Here is a 16,672-nt window from a genome sequence, read left to right on the forward strand (position 1 = left end):
CCATGCGCCTTGGGATTTTGCTTGGTCAACGTCGCAACGGTCGAGGGCGGCCGCTGCACTGGACCGACGTCGCAGCCTACGCCTATCTCGCGCTCGGCGTCGTGCTGATGTTCGGCCCGGTGCTGTGGCTGGTGCTGTCATCGTTCAAGACCCAGAGTGCGCTCCTGGAATTTCCGCCGTCGTTCCTGCCTTTCGCACAGGTCGAAGTGACGGTGCCTGGCCAGCCGCAGAAGCTGCCGCTGTTCCGCACGACGCTTCCCGACGGCACGGTCCGCGAGCTGGCGCAGGTCCGGCGCGTCGGGCTCATCGCCCAGATGGTCGATCCCGCCGATCCCTCAAAACAGTTCCGCGTGGCGATCGACAAGCGCGAGCCGGTGCGCCGCGTCGCGCTCGCGACGGAGAACTACACCGAGCCGCTGCAGCGCTTCGCCTTCCTGCGCTTCCTGTTCAATTCGGTATTCGTGACTGTCGTCGCCACGCTGATCACGCTGCTGATCAATTCCATGGCCGCCTATGCGCTCGCTATCTACACGTTTCCCGGCAAGCAGGCGGCCACGCTGGCGGTGATCGGCACGCTGATGATCCCGATGACCATCATCCTGGTGCCGGTCTATCTTGTCGTGACCGAGTTCGGCCTCGCCAACTCGCTCTGGGCCGTGATCCTGCCGGGTGCGGCGACGCCGACGGGCGTGTTCCTGCTCCGGCAATACATGCTGACGCTGCCGAAGGATCTGATCGAGGCGGCGCGCATGGACAAGGCCTCCGAGTGGCAGATCTATTGGCGCATCGTCATGCCGCTGACCCTGCCGGCGCTGGCGGTTCTGGCGATCTTCTCGATCATGTGGCGCTGGAACGAATTCCTGTGGCCGCTCGCGGTCCTGACCAAGACCGAGGTCTACACGCTCCAGATCGCGCTCAATGCCTTCCAGGGCGAGCTCCAGACCCAGTGGCACTACCTCCTTGCGATGACGGTCGTGACGCTCGCTCCCGTCGCCCTCGTCTTCGTGTTCCTGCAGCGCTTCATCACGACGGGCATCGGCTCGACGGGAATGAAATGACCGATTGGGCTATCGACCATGGCTGAATTGAAACTCACGAGCGCGCGAAAATCCTTCGGCAGCATCGACGTGCTGCACGGCATCGACCTCGCGGTGAAGGATGGCGAATTCGTCGTCTTCGTCGGCCCCTCGGGCTGCGGAAAGTCGACGCTGCTGCGCGTGATCGCCGGCCTCGAAAACGTAACGAGCGGCGAGATCCATATCGACGGTGAACGCGTCACCCACCTGCCCGCCTCCGAGCGCGGGCTGGCCATGGTGTTCCAGTCCTATGCGCTCTATCCGCATATGAGCGTCCGCAAGAACATGGGCTTTGCGCTCGAGAACATGGGGCTGAAGCCGGCGGAGATCGAGGCGCGGGTCGACCGCGCCGCCGCTATGCTGCGTCTGGCTGATTATCTCGACCGCAAGCCCAAGGCGCTCTCCGGCGGCCAGCGCCAGCGTGTCGCCATCGGCCGGGCCATCGTGCGTGATCCGAAGATTTTTCTGTTCGACGAGCCGCTGTCGAATCTCGACGCTGAACTGCGCGTCGCGACGCGCAAGGAGCTCGCCGCTCTGCATGCCAATATCGGCGGCACGATGATCTATGTGACGCACGACCAGGTCGAAGCCATGACGCTTGCGGATCGGATCGTGGTGCTCAACGCCGGCCGGATCGAGCAGGTCGGCACGCCGCTCGAGCTCTACAACCGTCCCTCGAACGCCTTCGTTGCGGGCTTCATCGGTTCGCCCCGCATGAACTTCCTGCCCGCGACCGTGCTGTCCGACGACGGCACGCTGCGCCTCGCCGTCGGCGAGCGTGAGGTCGCGTTGCCCCGCGCCGCGTCCGGCCTCACCGCCGGCGCGCGCGTGACGCTCGGCATCCGCCCCGAACATATCGACATCGCACCCGACACAGGCATGCTCGCCACGACCGTCGATCTCGTCGAGCAGCTTGGCGGCGAGACCTTTATCTATGCCACGGCTCCCGGCCTGCCGCAGATCACGCTGCGCCAGGACGGCCAGTCGCGGTTCGACCGCGGCGATGCAGTCGCGATCCGCTTCGCCACCGACCATTTGCACATCTTCGACGCAACCGGCGCGGCTCTCGCCCCGGCCGTGACCGTCCCCGGAGCCTGATCATATGAAAGCCCTGACTCACGGCCGCTTTCGCGGTCTCGACGGCAACGCCGCGCTCTTCGACCTCGCGACCGGGCCGGCGGCGGCCCCGCTCGCGAGCTTGCGCGTCGCCATCCTCGAGCGCGACATCGGCCGCGTCACGCTGCGCCGGCCGGAAGGCTATCGGCTCGATCGCGGCTGGGCAATCGCCCCTGATCGCACCGAGCCGCCGTTCGAGGGCCGGCAACGCGACGACATCTCCGGCTTTGCCAATCCGGCGACGACCGTGTCGGAGGATGGCGGCATCGTCACGCTCACTGCTGCGGGTCTGCGCGCTCAAATACGGCTCGATCCCTTCGGCATCGCCTGGTACCGCGACGGCGAGCAGCAGCCATTCCTGCAGGACCGCCCAACACAGGCTTATCTCCTGTCGCGCAAGACCGCTGCGTTGCTGCATGCGATGGAACGGCACGAGGGCGAACGCCATTACGGGCTCGGAGACAAGACCGGTCCGCTCGATCGCACCGGCCGGCGTTTTGCGATCGATGCCGTCGATCCCTGCGGCTTCGACGCCGAGCTGTCCGATCCGCTCTACAAGATGCTGCCGTTTGTCATCGTCGACGGCGCGCGCGGCGCGCACGGCATCTTCTACGACAATCTCGCGCTCGGCTCGGTCGACCTCGGCTGCACCATCGACAACTATCACGGCCTGTTCCGCTTCTATCGCGCCGAGGATGGCGACCTCGACTATTACGTGCTCGCCGGACCGACGGTGCCTGAGGTCACGCGCCGATTTTCCTGGCTGACCGGCGGACAGGCCTTTGCGCCGCGCTGGACGCTCGGCTTCGCGATGACGACCATGACCATCGCCGACGCGCCCGATGCCGACAGGCGCATCACCGCCTTCATCGAGGATTGCAGGCGCCACGGCATCCGTTGCGACAGCTTTCACTTCGGCTCGGGCTACACCTCGATCGGCAACCGTCGCTACGCCTTCCACTGGAATCGTGACAAATTTCCCGATCCGGCAGCGACGATGGCGCGACTCAAGGCGGCCGGCATGCAGCCGGTCACCAACCTGAAACCCTGCCTGCTCGATGATCATCGAAGGCTCGCTGAAGCCAAAGCGCGCGGCATCCTGGTCGCCGACGGCGAGACCGGCGAGCCGGCCGTCGCGCAATTCTGGGACGGCCTCGGCTTCCATGTCGACTTCACCAACCCGGACGGACGGCAGTGGTGGGCGAACGGCATCCGCGACGCGCTGCTCGCCTTCGGCGTGACGTCGGTCTGGAGCGACAACAACGAATACGAGATCTGGGACGAGGATGCGGTCTGCAACGGCGATGGCCGGCCGTACCCATTGGCGCTGGCCAGACCCGCACAGGCGCTGTTGATGCACAAGCTCGCCTACGAGACCCAGGCCGCGCAGGCGCCCGGCAAGCGCCCCTACACGATCACGCGCGCCGGCGGCGCCGGCATCGCACGCTACGGCCAGACCTGGAGCGGCGACAACGAAACCGCCTGGAAGACGCTGCGCTACAATCTGACCCAGGGCCTGAACATGAGCCTGTCGGGGCTCTACAACATCGGCCACGACGTCGGCGGCTTCCACGGCCCGTCGCCGGGCCCGGAACTGTTTTGCCGCTTCGTCGAGTTCTGCGCGCTGTGGCCGCGCATGGTGATGAATTCCTGGAAGGCGAGCGGCATCGTCAACACCCCCTGGATGCACGCGAGCGTGCTCCCGCAAGTTCGATCCGCCATCGAGCTTCGCCACAGCCTCATCCCCTATCTCTACACGCAGATGTGGCGTGCGGCGCACGACGACGTGCCGCCGGTGCGGCCGCTGTTTTGGGATTTTGCCTCGGACGCGATTGCAGCGACCGTCGAGGACGCGTTCATGCTCGGCCCCGATCTCCTCGTCGCACCCGTGCTCGATGAGGGAGCGACGACGCGAAAAGTCCATCTGCCCGCCCATCCCGGCGGCTGGTACGACTGGCATGACGGGACGGCATTCGAGGGCGGGCAAACCATCACCGTCGCAGCGCCCCTGGGCCGCCTCCCCGTCTTTGCCCGCGCCGGCGCGATCGTTCCGATCGAGGACGCGAACGGCCTGACGGCGATGGTGTTCGGGGCGCCTGACCACGGTGGCTCAGGCCTCGTCTATGTCGACGATGGCGAAACCGCAGATTGGCGCAACGCAGGCCGGACAATCGAATTCCGCCTGCGGCGCGATGATGTCGGCTTCGTTGTCGATGTCAGCGGAGAGTTGGCCGCACCGATCCGCGTCCGTGGCATCGGCGTGCCGAATCTACGCCTTGCCGGCGCAGCCGGCTGAGCTCCGTCATTGCGAAGCCGGTCTTGATCGGACCCGGTGCTAACGCGTTGTGCGCGGGCCAGCGCCGTGGGTCTTCGCAAAAAAATCGAGTCTGCTGGCGGCCCACCAGCCGTTCGAGTTCGGCAATGCGGGCATTCGCGCGCGTGAGCGCAGAACGCTTGTCCTCATAGGTTGCCAGGGGTTTGAGCTTTCGGGGACCAGGCTTCGGTCCCCGCTTGCGGTTCAATCCCTCTGGCCCATGGGCCTTCCACGCCTTGATCCAGTCGTGGAGGATCTTGCGCGAAATCCCAAGCTCACGAGCCACAGGCAGAACGCCTTCGCCTCGCTCAACACGTTTGATCGCCTTCAGTTTGTAGGCCGTCGGAAACTGACGGTTCATTCCTCTGCCTGCCACAGGTCATCCTCGAAATGCCTGTCACAGAGCTGCGAGATGTAGTCGAAGGTTGGGGGCAAGGACAAGCTCGGCAGCATCAGCAAGACGAGCGGAAGGTGTGCAAGAGCGGAGGTGACAACGCCTCTAAGTGCTGCCTTCATTTCCCCGGTCGGAACTTCTTCCGGAGGTGGTCTCGCTCGAACGCCAGGATCCGCCGGATGGCTCGGTAACCGGTCAGCAGAAGCGTCGACCTCATCATTTCGAGGGTCCTTTTCGACGCACGCGATGGTGTTGTTGCCGGGACATTGTCGTTCGCCGCAGTTTCGCTTGTGCGAAGCAAGACTTCAGTGATTCTTACTTCAGTGATTCTTGGCGACTGACACATCGGCATCGTCGCGTCCTCCAACTAGCTACAACCCGTGATGCGCTTGACCGCCTTCCTGTATTTGAGATGAAGCGCGCTATTGGTGGAATCAGAAGCAGTGTTGAGCCCCGAGGCGCGATCCGAATCCAGGCATGTCTCCATGTCGAATCTGACGTGCGAGCATGCTCCAATAGCGTTCTTTTCGGACTCTTCCTTCGAAAGTCCGAATCCAACGAATGTCTGAACATTGCCAGGCACAGCGTCGACCGTCGATACGAGATTGATCTCGGAGATATAGTAGGACGAGCACTGCGCCGCCTGAGCTTCCGCATGCCCGACGGACAATCCGAGAATTAGGACCAGCGTACCGTATCTCATGCCCGTTCCTTTCCGGGACTACCTTAGACAATCAGCTGCAAGGTGAGGCGGCAGCGAGATGGCGATATCATCCGCTGCGCGTCATGCCTGAACACCCAAGCCATAGTCGTGTTGTTCCTGTTGTGCTGCAGCTTCACGTCGCTCGCCGTCACCCCTGAAATGACGAGAAGCGGCGCCAGGAAAGTACCGACTTCGGAAGACCTCAGCATTTCATGACCTCAGGTTTTCTTCACGATTTGGAAGCCCTTCGCTTCCAATTCCCGCAATATTGTCTTCGTGAGGTGCGCGCATTCCTCCGGCGTGATCCAGCTGGGGCTTCGCCACTCTGGATCGCCTTCTTTCGGGTAGCTGTCAAAGGCCGAGTGAATGGCGGCCATTATGGCATCGACAGGGTCCGGCATCGGCGCCTCCATTCACTGGAAGCAAAGCCAATCGCCACAATCAGCGCTTGATCTAGGTCAAACGACGAGGATGGAAAACGTGATCATCGAACGCCTCTGGCGCGGTCCGAGGCGTAAGGACGTCTGCCTGAATCGCGATCACCCGCCATGTGCGCTCAATAGCCGGCTCCCCATCGATACTGCCACGCGATCGCGACGTTGCTGAACTGGCTGCCCGTTCTGGTGTAGATACCCGTACCGGCGTTGAGCTTGATCGAATTCTGACGATCGATCGGTAGCCCGATAGTAAAGCCCGCACGCGCGTTCTCCTGTTCGTTGTCGCCCCTGTTGCCGTTCACGGTGGTGCGGAGGCCCTTGAAGTAGATGCCGTCCAGTGAAATCCATGCGCCGGAATCAAAATTGTGAATGAGACTTGTCCGGAGTAGGTACAGCGGCGCCTGTTCGAACCTCCTTCCATCGAAGAAGTCGGGATTGACCGTGAAAAACGTCACGCTTGGCGCAACCTCGAAAGTCCATCGGCCCCAGGCCTTGGAAATGCCGAGTTCGGGCGTGAACGACCAGCGATTGTTGCCGAGATTGAGCAACTTGGTGTCATCATACTGCCCCAACGGGGCCGACACCTGAAGGCTGACGCCGACGATGAGGTCTTGCTTGTAGCTTGCGAATTCCTTCAACGACAGGGCTGGAGCACCAAGCAGGTTCACTGAAACGCGAAATCGCGGATCGCCAAATCCCGTCATGTCGCGCTCCCGTTGCAGGCCCTGCGCATGCGCCCGCGCGGAAAATTCGGAATAAGGGACGATCACATCGAACTTGGCGGAGTAACCCAGGAAATCGAACGAGCGCACGTAAGCCAAGGCGCCGGTATTGGAGTGGAATTGTGCGTCGGCAATCGGCAATTGCGGGTCAAATGCCAGCTTACCTTGCGCGTAGATGTAACCCGCGATCAGAAAATTGAGCCCGATGGGCGTGTTCGAGTACTGCCTTGGCTCAGCGTCCTGGGCTTCCGCTCTTACAGCCGCCAGGACGGTCGCAGCGACAGTGAAAATTAGCCAACGCCTGAAGCAATCGAGGAGATCGAACAAAATCATCCCCCGGTCACCCGGCTGGCACCGCAGAGCGGCATGCGTCAACCTCCCATGCTGGCGACGCCGGAGTCGATCAAAAGGCTGGTCGCCAAGGTCGGCGCCTCCTCAGCCATGGTCGCAGCATCGCCTTCCCCCGGCAAGTGTCCAGGAGATGTTGCGGCTGATCGCAGAACTGCTGCCGGAACCCCGGCCCGAGCCAGCGCGGAGGACTGCCCAAGGACGTGCATTTGGCAGGAGGGCTGCGCCCAACGTCGACAAATGACGAATAGTTCGGAGCCGAAAATACCGCTCCTCGCCCGGATGGTCGCGACCCGCCGCTGTCCGGATCGCATCTACCGGCCAGCCCCAAAACTCGCTACTATCCAACTCAGGCTTCGAGTTCATCCGGGGAATCCCGGCTCAGCACGATCGAGAGCTTCTTGTGCTTCCCCGGTCGCTTTGGGCGATCGGGCCGCGGGGAGAAAACCGCACCTTCCGCAACGTTTCCGATCATTGAGACAGTGGCTCAGCATTGCTGAGATCAACGTCTGACAACCTTGCCACGGGGGAAACAATGGCGGTTCTTTTCGAGATTGAACACATCACCACCTACAAATATGCGAACCCGGTTACGTTTGGCACACATAAGGCGATGTTCTTGCCAAGACCTGCCGCGCAAGGGCGCCTCATCGACTGGTCGGTAAGAACCAATCCTCCATCCAGGATTCGATGGACAAGCGATGCCCTCTCGAACAACGTAACGACGATGGAATTCAGCGAACCCGGCAAGGAGCTGAGTTTTGCGTTCCGGTTCAAGGGAATCCATTTTGGCGCAAAGGGCGTTGAGAATTTTCCGCTGGAACGTCGGGCGGAGGAAATCCCGGTTCAATATTCCCTTGAGGAGTGGACTGACCTGCTCCTTTATATCCGTCCTCACACCGAGGATCCCGATGCGAGTGTCGCCGCCTGGGCCAAGAGCTTCATCGCCAGCAATCGAACGAGCGATGTGCTGCTGCGGATGCTGGACGCGTTCCGCGATACATTTCGGTACAACGCCAGGGAGGCGGAGGGCACTCAGTCTCCCGGTGAAACGCTGCAGTCGAAGTCGGGCACTTGCCGGGATTATGCCTGGCTGATGATTGAGGCGTTGCGCCGGCTCGGCTTTGGGTCCCGCTTCGTCAGCGGCTACCTCTACGATGCCGCGCTTGATGGTGGCCAGGTGGGAATGGCCGGCTCCGGTGCAACGCACGCCTGGCTACAGGTGTTTCTCCCCGGTGCCGGCTGGATGAACTACGACCCGACCAATCGCATCAATGCCGGTTATGATTTGATCCCGGTGGCGATTGCCCGCCATCCAGGCCAGGCAATTCCCTTGGCAGGCTCGTGGTTTGGCGAAGCCGGGGACTACCTGGGCATGTCGGTTAAGGTCACGGTCCAAAAGCTCGGCGACGTCTCCGACCCGTCAGAAGCATAGGAAATGCAGGGCGGGACGCGGGTTCGCCAATTTGGCTTGGCGGTGTGGCGGTAGCTGATCCGGGTAACGCCAGTGGCGATGACACCTGCGAGCAGGCTTGTCGTCAACGACGCGCCCGAGCGTTCAAGGTGGTGGGAGATCACCGGCACAGTTTTGAGTCCGCAGCGCGGCCGCCGCGCGACCGGTAGGTGGGTCCTCTTCAGACGGCGCAGCCCGAGCTTGATCTATCTCAACGACTCCAACGAACAAAGCGGGCGCATCACACTAGGCAGTTGTGCGGGGGAACCACCACCATGGCCCACTCAGCGATTGAGGCACCTCACCCCGCTCCAATCCATTCCAGCGTGCCCGGATTGAGTTTGGCCGCGCTTGGAGTGGTGTTCGGCGATATCGGCACCAGTCCACTCTACACGCTAAAGACCGTGCTTGACGTGACGGGCACCGAGCGCCCGGAGCCCGCAGCCATTCTCGGTGCGCTGTCGCTGATCCTGTGGACGCTGATCATCGTCACCTCACTGAAATATGTCACCATCGCGCTGCGTTTGGACAATGGCGGCGAAGGCGGCATTCTCGCACTGATGGCACTTCTGCGCAGAACTTACGCACAGCGGAAATCCCTCGTGATGATCGGCCTGTTCGGAGCGGCGCTGGTGTATGGCGATGCCGCGATCACACCGGCCATCTCGGTCATGTCGGCGCTCGAGGGACTCAACATCGTAGCACCTCATCTGGAGCGCTATGTGCTGCCGGCAACCGTCGTTGTCCTGGTCGCGCTGTTCGCGGCGCAGCAGCAGGGCACCGAGCGCATCGGCCGGCTGCTGGGGCCGGTCATGTTGATCTGGTTCGCGACAATCTCGCTGCTCGGCCTGAGAGGCATCGTGCAGCATCCCGAAGTCTTGTGGGCGCTGAACCCGGCAGTAGGACTGCGCTATCTGTTTTCGGGCGGTGGCATCACCACCTTGCTGGTGGTCGGTGGCGTATTTCTTTGCGTTACCGGGGCGGAGGCACTGTATGCCGACCTTGGCCATTTCGGCAGGGCACCGATCCGACTCGCCTGGTCGTGCCTGGTTTTCCCGGCGCTGATCCTGAACTATGCGGGGCAGGCGGCATACGTGCTGGCCGGTGCACCGGTCGAGGGAAACATCTTCTATCACCTCTGCCCGGAGCCGCTGGTGCTGCCGCTGGTGATACTGGCAACGGCTGCAACGGTCATCGCCAGCCAGGCCGTCATCACCGGAGCCTTCTCGATGACGCGCCAGGCAATCCAGCTAGGCCTGTTGCCGCGACTGCAGATCATCCAGACCTCCGCCGCGGGTCATGGCCAGATCTATCTGCCGGGAGTGAACTGGCTGCTCATGGTCGTGACGCTCGGCCTCGCAATCAGCTTCGGAAGCTCAAGCAATCTCGCTGCCGCCTATGGGATCGCAGTCTCGACAACGATGCTGGCGACCACCGTTCTTCTGTCCGCTGCGATGCGCGAAATCTGGGGCTGGCCGCTGCCTGCAGTAATCCTGATCGCGATAGGGTTTGCCACGGTTGACGCCGGATTCATGTCCGCCAATGCACTCAAGATCGCGCAGGGTGGCTGGGTGCCGCTGCTGCTCGGCGCGTTCATCTGTTGCGTGATGCTGATCTGGCAGTCCGGCAACGACGCGGTGCAGAAACAGGCTGATGAAATGCAGATTCCGATCGGTGACATCGTGACAAGAATCAACAGCGGCGCGGTTCCGCGTGTGCCCGGCACGGCCGTGTTCGTAGCGCGCCTTACGCGGGATGTCCCGCCGATCGTGGTCTGGCACCTCAGACATATCCGATCGCTGCACGATTCGATCGTGATCGTTAACGTCATCAGCGAACTGATTCCCTACGTGGCCGACGATCACCGTACGGAAGTGCGCGAAATCGCCCCGCAGGTGTGGCGGGTCCACGCTCATTTCGGCTTCATGGAGCAGCCGGACCTCCCAGCCCTCTTGCAACGTGCTCACCACCGGGGCTATCCGGTGGATCCCAGCAACGTCACCTACTTCATCGGCCGCGAGACAGTCGTGTCGCGCGACGACGGCAAGGGACTGCCACGCCTCGTCGAGCGGATATTCTCGTTCCTGTTGCGCAATTCAAGCGAGGCGATCGAGTATTTTCACCTGCCAAGGGACAGTGTCGTGGAGATCGGGCGCCAATTCGCCATCTGATGTGGGCGTCGGAAGCGGCGGGACCGCAAGAGTGCCCACGCCGTCATTTGGTGCCACGCAGCGTTCTTCAGCTGCTCAGGACGAACCGGTGTTGCTCCGTCAATTTTCCGGATTGATAAGTGACGCTATCCGGCGCGATTGGACGATCGCCTCACCAAGCTCGACAAATCCAGCGAGGTTGTGAGGCGCCGCTGCCAACCCGATCCCGTCCATGTCGCCGAGACGCGGTGCCCACACCTCGCGAGTCTCCAGAAGATAAACGCCGTAAGCGGTATGCAAATCGGCTGGAGCGGTGCCCCCGAACTCCTGTTGTATCGAGTAAGCTGCCAGCGCTGCATTGGTGACGATCGAAGCCTCGGTTAGGGCTTTTCGGTATCCTGGACTGAGGACCACGTCAGGGCCGAACGCGGCGAGCAGCCTTTTTGCAGAGGTTTGCACTACAAGAAGCAGACGGTCGAGAATACTGCGCAACGAATGCTGGGCGGCGAGCGGCAGGTAATCGCCAGGGTTCAAGAACATGTCGACTGCTGTCGTTAGAGCGCCACACCCGCTGTGACCCAGCACCACGATAAGCTTCAGACTGCCACCGAGATTTTCCACTGCATATTTAAGGCTCCCGAGCACCTCTGTGCCCAGACCGTTGCCCGCCACGCGGATCACAAAAAGATCGTTCGGACCTTCGCCAAAAATCAGTTCGATGGGCACGCGTGCATCCGAGCAGCCGAGTACGGCAGCGAAAGGACGTTGCTTCGCCGTCTGGGGACCGCCCGCCACCAAGCCCAAATCGCGTGGATCGACCGGGATGATCTGCTGTGTTCCGATTTGATCTTTCACATGGTCGACAAGAGCGGCGAAACCCTTGTTGCCGTGCTCCAGCCGGAGCAGAGCTGCGCTGCTATCCGACGGTGACGACCTGATCGCGGTTTCTCGGGGATTGAACCGATATATGATATCGACCGTGTCCACGTCAGCCTCCGTTCGCGACGCAGGTCATCTCCACCCACCATGACCCATGTCGACCCCGCGAGTGGCACGGTATCGCGGCGCGCCGCTTGGCCGACAGGGTTTCGCAGTCTCATTGGGCTCAGGACGACAGCCCCGCTGCCCGCCAAGCCGAGACGGCGGAGCGGCATGTACGCGCGCGCCGGCGGCCCGGACCAGCGAAGATCTCAACGGCAGACGTAAGCGCCGTTGACCAGCACGCGCACGCAGGCCGTGCCGGCAGCCGCCGCACCTACGGCAGCTCCGCCAACGACCGCGCGTCGCGTCTGTCGACGCGCAACACCCGCAACGCTGACAGGAGTAAGCGGGCGACCGACCCGCGCCTGGGCGCTCTCGACAAACAGCGAGACGCCGCCCTGCTCGGACCAGCCGAATGAAAGCAACGTCGCGCTGATCAAGGTTGCAGCTGCAACGGCAAGCGTTCGCATCCGTTTCATAGGTTTTCTCCGCTACACGACCAATCCCAGTGTAAGGGCTTGCTCGCGCCAGCTTTGCCAGTCTTGATTCAGATCAACGGACCATCGCAGACCGATTCATGTCGAATCCGGTCCGGCTTCTCTTTCAACCAGAATGGGCACGTTCACCGCGAACCCGGGTTCGCAAATCTGTTCAGGAATGGTGCCCAGGGGTGGAATCGCACTACGACACTGCGATTTTCTGTCGCATGCTCTACCAACTGAGCTACCTGGGCGTACCCGACGAGAGGGCGCAAGGCCCATCGAGCGGGCGGCTTATGGTGGGCTGAGAGCTAGATCACGGCGCCAGTGCACTTAACTTACTCGATCGACGGCCTGTCAGATCGAGCCTACATTCAGCGCACCGCAATCTCCCCGTCCAACCATAAGACCACCCCGCCTATCACCCTCCCAACTGCGCCAGCGCCGCGTTGAGCGTCGCGCTCGGGCGCATGATGGCTTCGCGCTTCCTGGAGTCGGGCAGGTAGTAGCCGCCGATGTCAGCAGGTACGCCCTGCACGGAAGCGAGCTCGGCAACGATCTTCTCCTCATTCCCAGCCAGTGCATCGGCAAGCGGCTTGAACCGCGCCTGCAAAGCGGGGTCCTCGGTCTGAGCCGCTAGCTCCTGGGCCCAGTACATCGCGAGGTAGAACTGGCTGCCGCGGTTGTCGAGCTCGCCGGTCTTCGGCGAGGGCGACTTCCTGTTGTCGAGAAGCTTGCCGGTGGCGGCATCCAGCGTCTTGGCGAGCAGCTTGGCTTGCGGGTTGCGCGTCTTCAGGCCGAGGTCTTCCAGCGAGACGGCGAGCGCCAGAAACTCGCCGAGCGAATCCCAGCGCAAATGGTTCTCCTCCACCAGTTGCTGCACATGCTTGGGCGCCGAGCCGCCGGCGCCGGTTTCATACATGCCGCCGCCGGCCATCAGCGGCACGATGGACAGCATCTTGGCCGAGGTGCCCAGCTCCATGATCGGGAACAGGTCGGTCAGGTAGTCGCGGAGGATGTTGCCGGTGGCGCTGATGGTGTCCTGGCCCCGGATGACGCGCTCCAGCGTGTAGCGCATGGCGCGCACCTGACTCATGATCTGGATGTCGAGGCCGGTGGTGTCGTGCTCATGCAGGTACATCTTGACCTTGGTGATGAGCTGCGCCTCGTGCGGGCGGTACGGGTCGAGCCAGAACAGCACCGGCATGCCGGAGTTGCGGGCGCGCGTCACGGCGAGCTTGACCCAGTCCCGGATCGCGGCATCCTTGACCTGGCACATCCGCCAGATGTCGCCTTGTTCGACGCTCTCGCTCAACAGCACCTCGCCGGTGGCGAGATCGGTGATGTTGGCCACGCCGTCTTCGGGGATTTCAAAGGTCTTGTCGTGCGAGCCGTATTCCTCGGCCTGCTGCGCCATCAGGCCGATGTTGGGCACGGTGCCCATAGTCTTCGGGTCGAACGCCCCGTGCCACTTACAGAAATTGATCATCTCCTGGTAGATGCGGGCAAACGTGCTTTCCGGCATCACCGCCTTGACGTCCTTCAGGCGGCCGTCTGCGCCCCACATCTTGCCGCCGTTGCGGATCATGGCGGGCATGGATGCATCGACGATGATGTCGTTGGGTGAGTGGAAATTGGTGATGCCCTTGGCCGAGTCGACCATGGCGAGCTCGGGACGGTGCTCGTGGCAGGCATGCAGGTCGCGCTTGATCTCGTCCTGCTTGCTCTGCGGCAGGGTCGCGATCTTGTTGTAGAGGTCGACCATGCCGTTGTTGACGTTCACACCCAGCTCGTCGAACAGCTCGCCGTGCTTTTCGAAGGCGTCGCGGTAGTAGATCTTCACGCAGTGGCCGAACACGATGGGATGCGACACCTTCATCATGGTGGCCTTCACGTGCAGCGAGAACATCACGCCGGTCTTGTGGGCGTCCTCGATCTGCTGCTCGTAGAATTCCAGCAGCGCCTTCTTGCTCATGAACATCGAGTCGATCACCTCGCGGTCCTGAAGCGACACCTTGGGCTTGAGGACGATCGTCTTGCCGCTCTTGGTGATCAGCTCCATCTTCACGTCGCGCGCCTTGTCCAGCGTCATGGATTTTTCGCCATGGTAGAAGTCGCCGTGATGCATGTGCGAGACGTGCGAGCGCGAGGCCTGGCTCCATTCGGCCATGCTGTGCGGGTTCTTGCGCGCGTAGTTCTTCACCGCAAGCGGTGCCCGGCGATCGGAATTGCCCTCGCGCAGCACCGGATTGACGGCGCTGCCGACGCATTTGGCGTAACGCGCCCGGATCGCCTTCTCTTCGTCCGACTTGGGGTTCTCGGGATAATCAGGGATATTGTAGCCCTTGCCCTGCAGCTCCTTGATGGCCGCCATCAACTGCGCCACCGAAGCGCTGATATTGGGCAGCTTGATGATGTTGGTGCCGGGGAGCAGCGTCAGCCGGCCCAGTTCGGCAAGATTGTCGGGCACCCGCTGCGCATCGGTCAGAAACTCCGGAAACTCACCGAGGATTCGAGCCGCCACCGAGATATCGCTGGTGGTGACGTCGATCCCGGCCGCTGTCGTGAACGCGCGCACGATGGGCAGGAACGCGACCGTGGCCAGTGCCGGAGCTTCATCGGTCAGCGTGTAGATGATGGTGGACGACGTCGTGCTCATGCGCTGGCTTTCTCGCGAGGGTGGGAACCGGGTCCCAATGGTTACATCGCCGTTGGGAAAACTGCGCCAGGATTTTTTCGGGCCACACGCGTGATCAGGCGCTTGGAGCGCCAAGGGTCACTGCATTTTTCTGCCTGGTGGGGAAAATGGTGCCCAGGGGCGGAATCCCGCTTAGGGCTTAAGTACTTGACGAGGCTACTGAATTTCTGCGCGATTTGTATCCGATTCCAGCCCTCGTGCCGTCGCGTGTTCTCGCACCTGTTGAGCTGCAAATCCAGTCTCGCGAGGGTTGCGGTAGCACTTTCGAGATCAATTCGAGCTCTCGTTTCGCCGTGCACGACCAAGGGAGAGATTCTGCCATCGGTTGCACAATTGGCGATAACGGCATTGGTAACGCGCAGATGGGGCGCCGCAAGCAACTCTTGGGCGGTCAGGGTTGCACGCTGGCCGCCCCTCTTTCATCGGCAGCAACAGTCAGCTTTGTGGGCTTGCCCCACCTATCCTAGAGCTCGGGACATTTCGTCGAACTGCGTCATTTCTTGGCGAGAGCGCGGGCCGCAGGGGGTAGCCAATTGGACGCCCAAGCGCGGCACGATGCCCTACGGTCGAACGGTTGCTACCAGCGATGCCCGTTCGGCTCGGGTGTGAAAGGTCGTGCGCCGCCCTATTGTCATCGCCTTCGTAGCGCCCGAATCGCACTTGCAATTGATCAAGGTTCGATGCTCGGAGCGAGCGATGGTGATTGAGCCAGCAAAACCGCGTGTTTGGACCGAGGACGAGATCAAGCTCTTGATCGAACTCGCGCACCTAAAGACGAGTGCGGCAGCAATCGCAAAGCAGCTTGGACGCCACACCGCCTCGGTCAGACGGCGTGCTCACCAACTGGGATTATTGCTGCCGGCCGGCCGGCGCGAGCCGCAAAAATGCGCCCAAGCGATCGTTTCGCGATTGGGCAGGCGCAACTCGGTGCATCCCGACACCGAGTAGTCCAGCGCCTCGCGCATCTCGACGCCGTGGCTCAGGAAGAAGGGGATCTCGACCTCGTCGTTGATAACCTTGGGAGAACACTTGCCGTCCTTGATGGCGTCGGCCACGGCGTGCAGGAACTTGTCCGGGGTGCCGGCGTAGATTCGCACGGCAAGCTCCGGGTAGCTGCATTTCAGCGGGCGCGTCGACTCGAGGACGATATAGGACAGTTCGTTCGTGGCATCCCTGCCCTCCGCGGTCTGTCCACCGATGGTGACCGTCTCGTGGTGCGAGAACCCCTCCCTCCCCGACGCGGCCGACGGAGACATCTGGGACTCCACGCTCTGCATCATGTTCAGCCAGAGGCACTGGAACAGCTCCTTTGCGGCCTCGGGCGTGATCCGGCCCTTGGTTAGGTCATTCATGTAGTAGGGATAGAAGATCTGGTCGTACCTGCCCTGGCAGATCTGTCCGCCAACCATTTCCTCGAGCCGTGAGAACAGCTGCGCGAACCATTGCACCTGGATCGCCTCGTGGAACGTGCGCACAGGGTTCTCTGGTGCCCAATCGCATGCCTCGGCGATCTGCCGCAGTTCGTCTTTGCGCTGCGAGCGAGTTTCTTTCGCCGCCATCTCCCCCGCCAACTTGGCGTAGCGTCGGGCCCAGATCGAGAGTGCATCGCACGTGATGATGACCGCCTCGTAGAACGGCCTCTTGTGAACCAGATCGCGCGGGTGCTCGAGCGCCGCAAGCCGGGCCCGCGCCTCCTCTCGGATGCCCTTGCGGCCGCGCGCCATCAGCTTTCCCCAGTCGATGACCCAGTTCTGGGAGTGGCCGCATCGTGGACGTGGCTGACCAATGCCCTCGTCTGCAT

General features: G+C 62.2%; 13 protein-coding genes and 1 tRNA gene. 5 read left to right on the forward strand and 9 right to left on the reverse strand.

The features are described 5' to 3' along the window. Positions 1-2: 2 nt before the first annotated feature. Genes KUF59_RS41260 through KUF59_RS41270 form a run of 3 tightly spaced genes read left to right on the forward strand, consistent with a single transcriptional unit; the run spans position 3 to position 4,488 of the window. The gene (locus tag KUF59_RS41260; RefSeq protein ID WP_212462224.1) at positions 3-1,058 is read left to right on the forward strand and encodes a carbohydrate ABC transporter permease; all 1,056 of its coding nucleotides are present in this window, start codon (positions 3-5) and stop codon (positions 1,056-1,058) included. Positions 1,059-1,076: 18 nt separating this feature from the next. Further along, positions 1,077-2,174: an ABC transporter ATP-binding protein gene (locus tag KUF59_RS41265; protein ID WP_212462129.1), complete on the forward strand. Its 1,098-nt coding sequence runs from the start codon at positions 1,077-1,079 to the stop codon at positions 2,172-2,174. Between the two features lie 4 nt (positions 2,175-2,178). Beyond that, a complete protein-coding gene (locus KUF59_RS41270; RefSeq protein ID WP_258768016.1) occupies positions 2,179-4,488 on the forward strand; it encodes a glycoside hydrolase family 31 protein in 2,310 nt (769 codons plus the stop codon). Here KUF59_RS41270 and KUF59_RS41275 read toward each other — a convergent pair. From KUF59_RS41275 to KUF59_RS41290, 4 genes are all read right to left on the reverse strand, one after another. Beyond that, positions 4,409-4,867: a helix-turn-helix domain-containing protein gene (locus tag KUF59_RS41275; protein ID WP_249140889.1), complete on the reverse strand. Its 459-nt coding sequence runs from the start codon at positions 4,865-4,867 to the stop codon at positions 4,409-4,411. The two genes, KUF59_RS41270 and KUF59_RS41275, sit on opposite strands and share 80 nt — an antisense overlap. A 400-nt stretch (positions 4,868-5,267) precedes the next feature. After that, positions 5,268-5,603, reverse strand: a complete 336-nt coding sequence (locus tag KUF59_RS41280; RefSeq protein ID WP_212462127.1) for a hypothetical protein — start codon at positions 5,601-5,603, stop codon at positions 5,268-5,270. A 218-nt stretch (positions 5,604-5,821) separates the two neighbouring features. Then, positions 5,822-6,004 carry a hypothetical protein gene (locus KUF59_RS41285; RefSeq protein ID WP_212462126.1) on the reverse strand — a complete coding sequence of 61 codons (183 nt, stop codon included), beginning with the start codon at positions 6,002-6,004 and terminating at the stop codon, positions 5,822-5,824. Positions 6,005-6,159: 155 nt separating this feature from the next. Beyond that, a complete protein-coding gene (locus tag KUF59_RS41290) occupies positions 6,160-7,095 on the reverse strand; it encodes a transporter (protein ID WP_212462125.1) in 936 nt (311 codons plus the stop codon). A gap of 550 nt (positions 7,096-7,645) precedes the next feature. Here KUF59_RS41290 and KUF59_RS41295 point away from each other — a divergent pair. Both KUF59_RS41295 and KUF59_RS41300 read left to right on the forward strand, forming a co-directional pair. Further along, the gene (locus tag KUF59_RS41295) at positions 7,646-8,545 is read left to right on the forward strand and encodes a transglutaminase family protein (protein WP_212462124.1); all 900 of its coding nucleotides are present in this window, start codon (positions 7,646-7,648) and stop codon (positions 8,543-8,545) included. A gap of 293 nt (positions 8,546-8,838) precedes the next feature. After that, complete coding sequence (locus KUF59_RS41300; RefSeq protein ID WP_212462123.1) at positions 8,839-10,734, forward strand: potassium transporter Kup; 1,896 nt, start codon at positions 8,839-8,841, stop codon at positions 10,732-10,734. A 99-nt stretch (positions 10,735-10,833) separates the two neighbouring features. On the opposite strand, the gene KUF59_RS41305 is transcribed toward KUF59_RS41300, so the two are convergent. The 5 genes from KUF59_RS41305 to KUF59_RS41325 form a co-directional block, all read right to left on the reverse strand. Then, entirely contained in the window at positions 10,834-11,700 is an 867-nt protein-coding gene (locus tag KUF59_RS41305; RefSeq protein ID WP_212462122.1) for a carbonic anhydrase, read from the reverse strand. A 203-nt stretch (positions 11,701-11,903) separates the two neighbouring features. Further along, positions 11,904-12,173: a hypothetical protein gene (locus tag KUF59_RS41310; RefSeq protein WP_212462121.1), complete on the reverse strand. Its 270-nt coding sequence runs from the start codon at positions 12,171-12,173 to the stop codon at positions 11,904-11,906. 179 nt (positions 12,174-12,352) lie between these two features. Next, positions 12,353-12,427, reverse strand: a tRNA-Phe gene (locus tag KUF59_RS41315). Positions 12,428-12,594: 167 nt separating this feature from the next. Continuing rightward, the gene (locus tag KUF59_RS41320; protein WP_212462120.1) at positions 12,595-14,832 is read right to left on the reverse strand and encodes an NADP-dependent isocitrate dehydrogenase; all 2,238 of its coding nucleotides are present in this window, start codon (positions 14,830-14,832) and stop codon (positions 12,595-12,597) included. Positions 14,833-15,707: 875 nt separating this feature from the next. Beyond that, complete coding sequence (locus KUF59_RS41325) at positions 15,708-16,595, reverse strand: pyruvate formate lyase family protein (protein WP_212462119.1); 888 nt, start codon at positions 16,593-16,595, stop codon at positions 15,708-15,710. Between the last annotated feature and the right edge of the window lie 77 nt (positions 16,596-16,672).

The sequence above is a fragment of the Bradyrhizobium arachidis genome (assembly GCF_024758505.1).
Taxonomy (GTDB): Bacteria; Pseudomonadota; Alphaproteobacteria; order Rhizobiales; family Xanthobacteraceae; genus Bradyrhizobium; species Bradyrhizobium manausense_C.

Excerpts from the sequence above, each read along its gene's own strand:
- KUF59_RS41260 (WP_212462224.1), top strand. The coding sequence starts at position 3 with ATGCGCCTTGGGATTTTGCTTGGTCAACGTCGCAACGGTCGAGGGCGG.
- KUF59_RS41265 (WP_212462129.1), top strand. The coding sequence starts at position 1,077 with ATGGCTGAATTGAAACTCACGAGCGCGCGAAAATCCTTCGGCAGCATC.
- KUF59_RS41270 (WP_258768016.1), top strand. The coding sequence starts at position 2,179 with ATGAAAGCCCTGACTCACGGCCGCTTTCGCGGTCTCGACGGCAACGCC.
- KUF59_RS41275 (WP_249140889.1), bottom strand. The coding sequence starts at position 4,867 with ATGAACCGTCAGTTTCCGACGGCCTACAAACTGAAGGCGATCAAACGT.
- KUF59_RS41280 (WP_212462127.1), bottom strand. The coding sequence starts at position 5,603 with ATGAGATACGGTACGCTGGTCCTAATTCTCGGATTGTCCGTCGGGCAT.
- KUF59_RS41285 (WP_212462126.1), bottom strand. The coding sequence starts at position 6,004 with ATGCCGGACCCTGTCGATGCCATAATGGCCGCCATTCACTCGGCCTTT.
- KUF59_RS41290 (WP_212462125.1), bottom strand. The coding sequence starts at position 7,095 with ATGATTTTGTTCGATCTCCTCGATTGCTTCAGGCGTTGGCTAATTTTC.
- KUF59_RS41295 (WP_212462124.1), top strand. The coding sequence starts at position 7,646 with ATGGCGGTTCTTTTCGAGATTGAACACATCACCACCTACAAATATGCG.
- KUF59_RS41300 (WP_212462123.1), top strand. The coding sequence starts at position 8,839 with ATGGCCCACTCAGCGATTGAGGCACCTCACCCCGCTCCAATCCATTCC.
- KUF59_RS41310 (WP_212462121.1), bottom strand. The coding sequence starts at position 12,173 with ATGAAACGGATGCGAACGCTTGCCGTTGCAGCTGCAACCTTGATCAGC.
- KUF59_RS41320 (WP_212462120.1), bottom strand. The coding sequence starts at position 14,832 with ATGAGCACGACGTCGTCCACCATCATCTACACGCTGACCGATGAAGCT.
- KUF59_RS41325 (WP_212462119.1), bottom strand. The coding sequence starts at position 16,595 with ATGGCGCGCGGCCGCAAGGGCATCCGAGAGGAGGCGCGGGCCCGGCTT.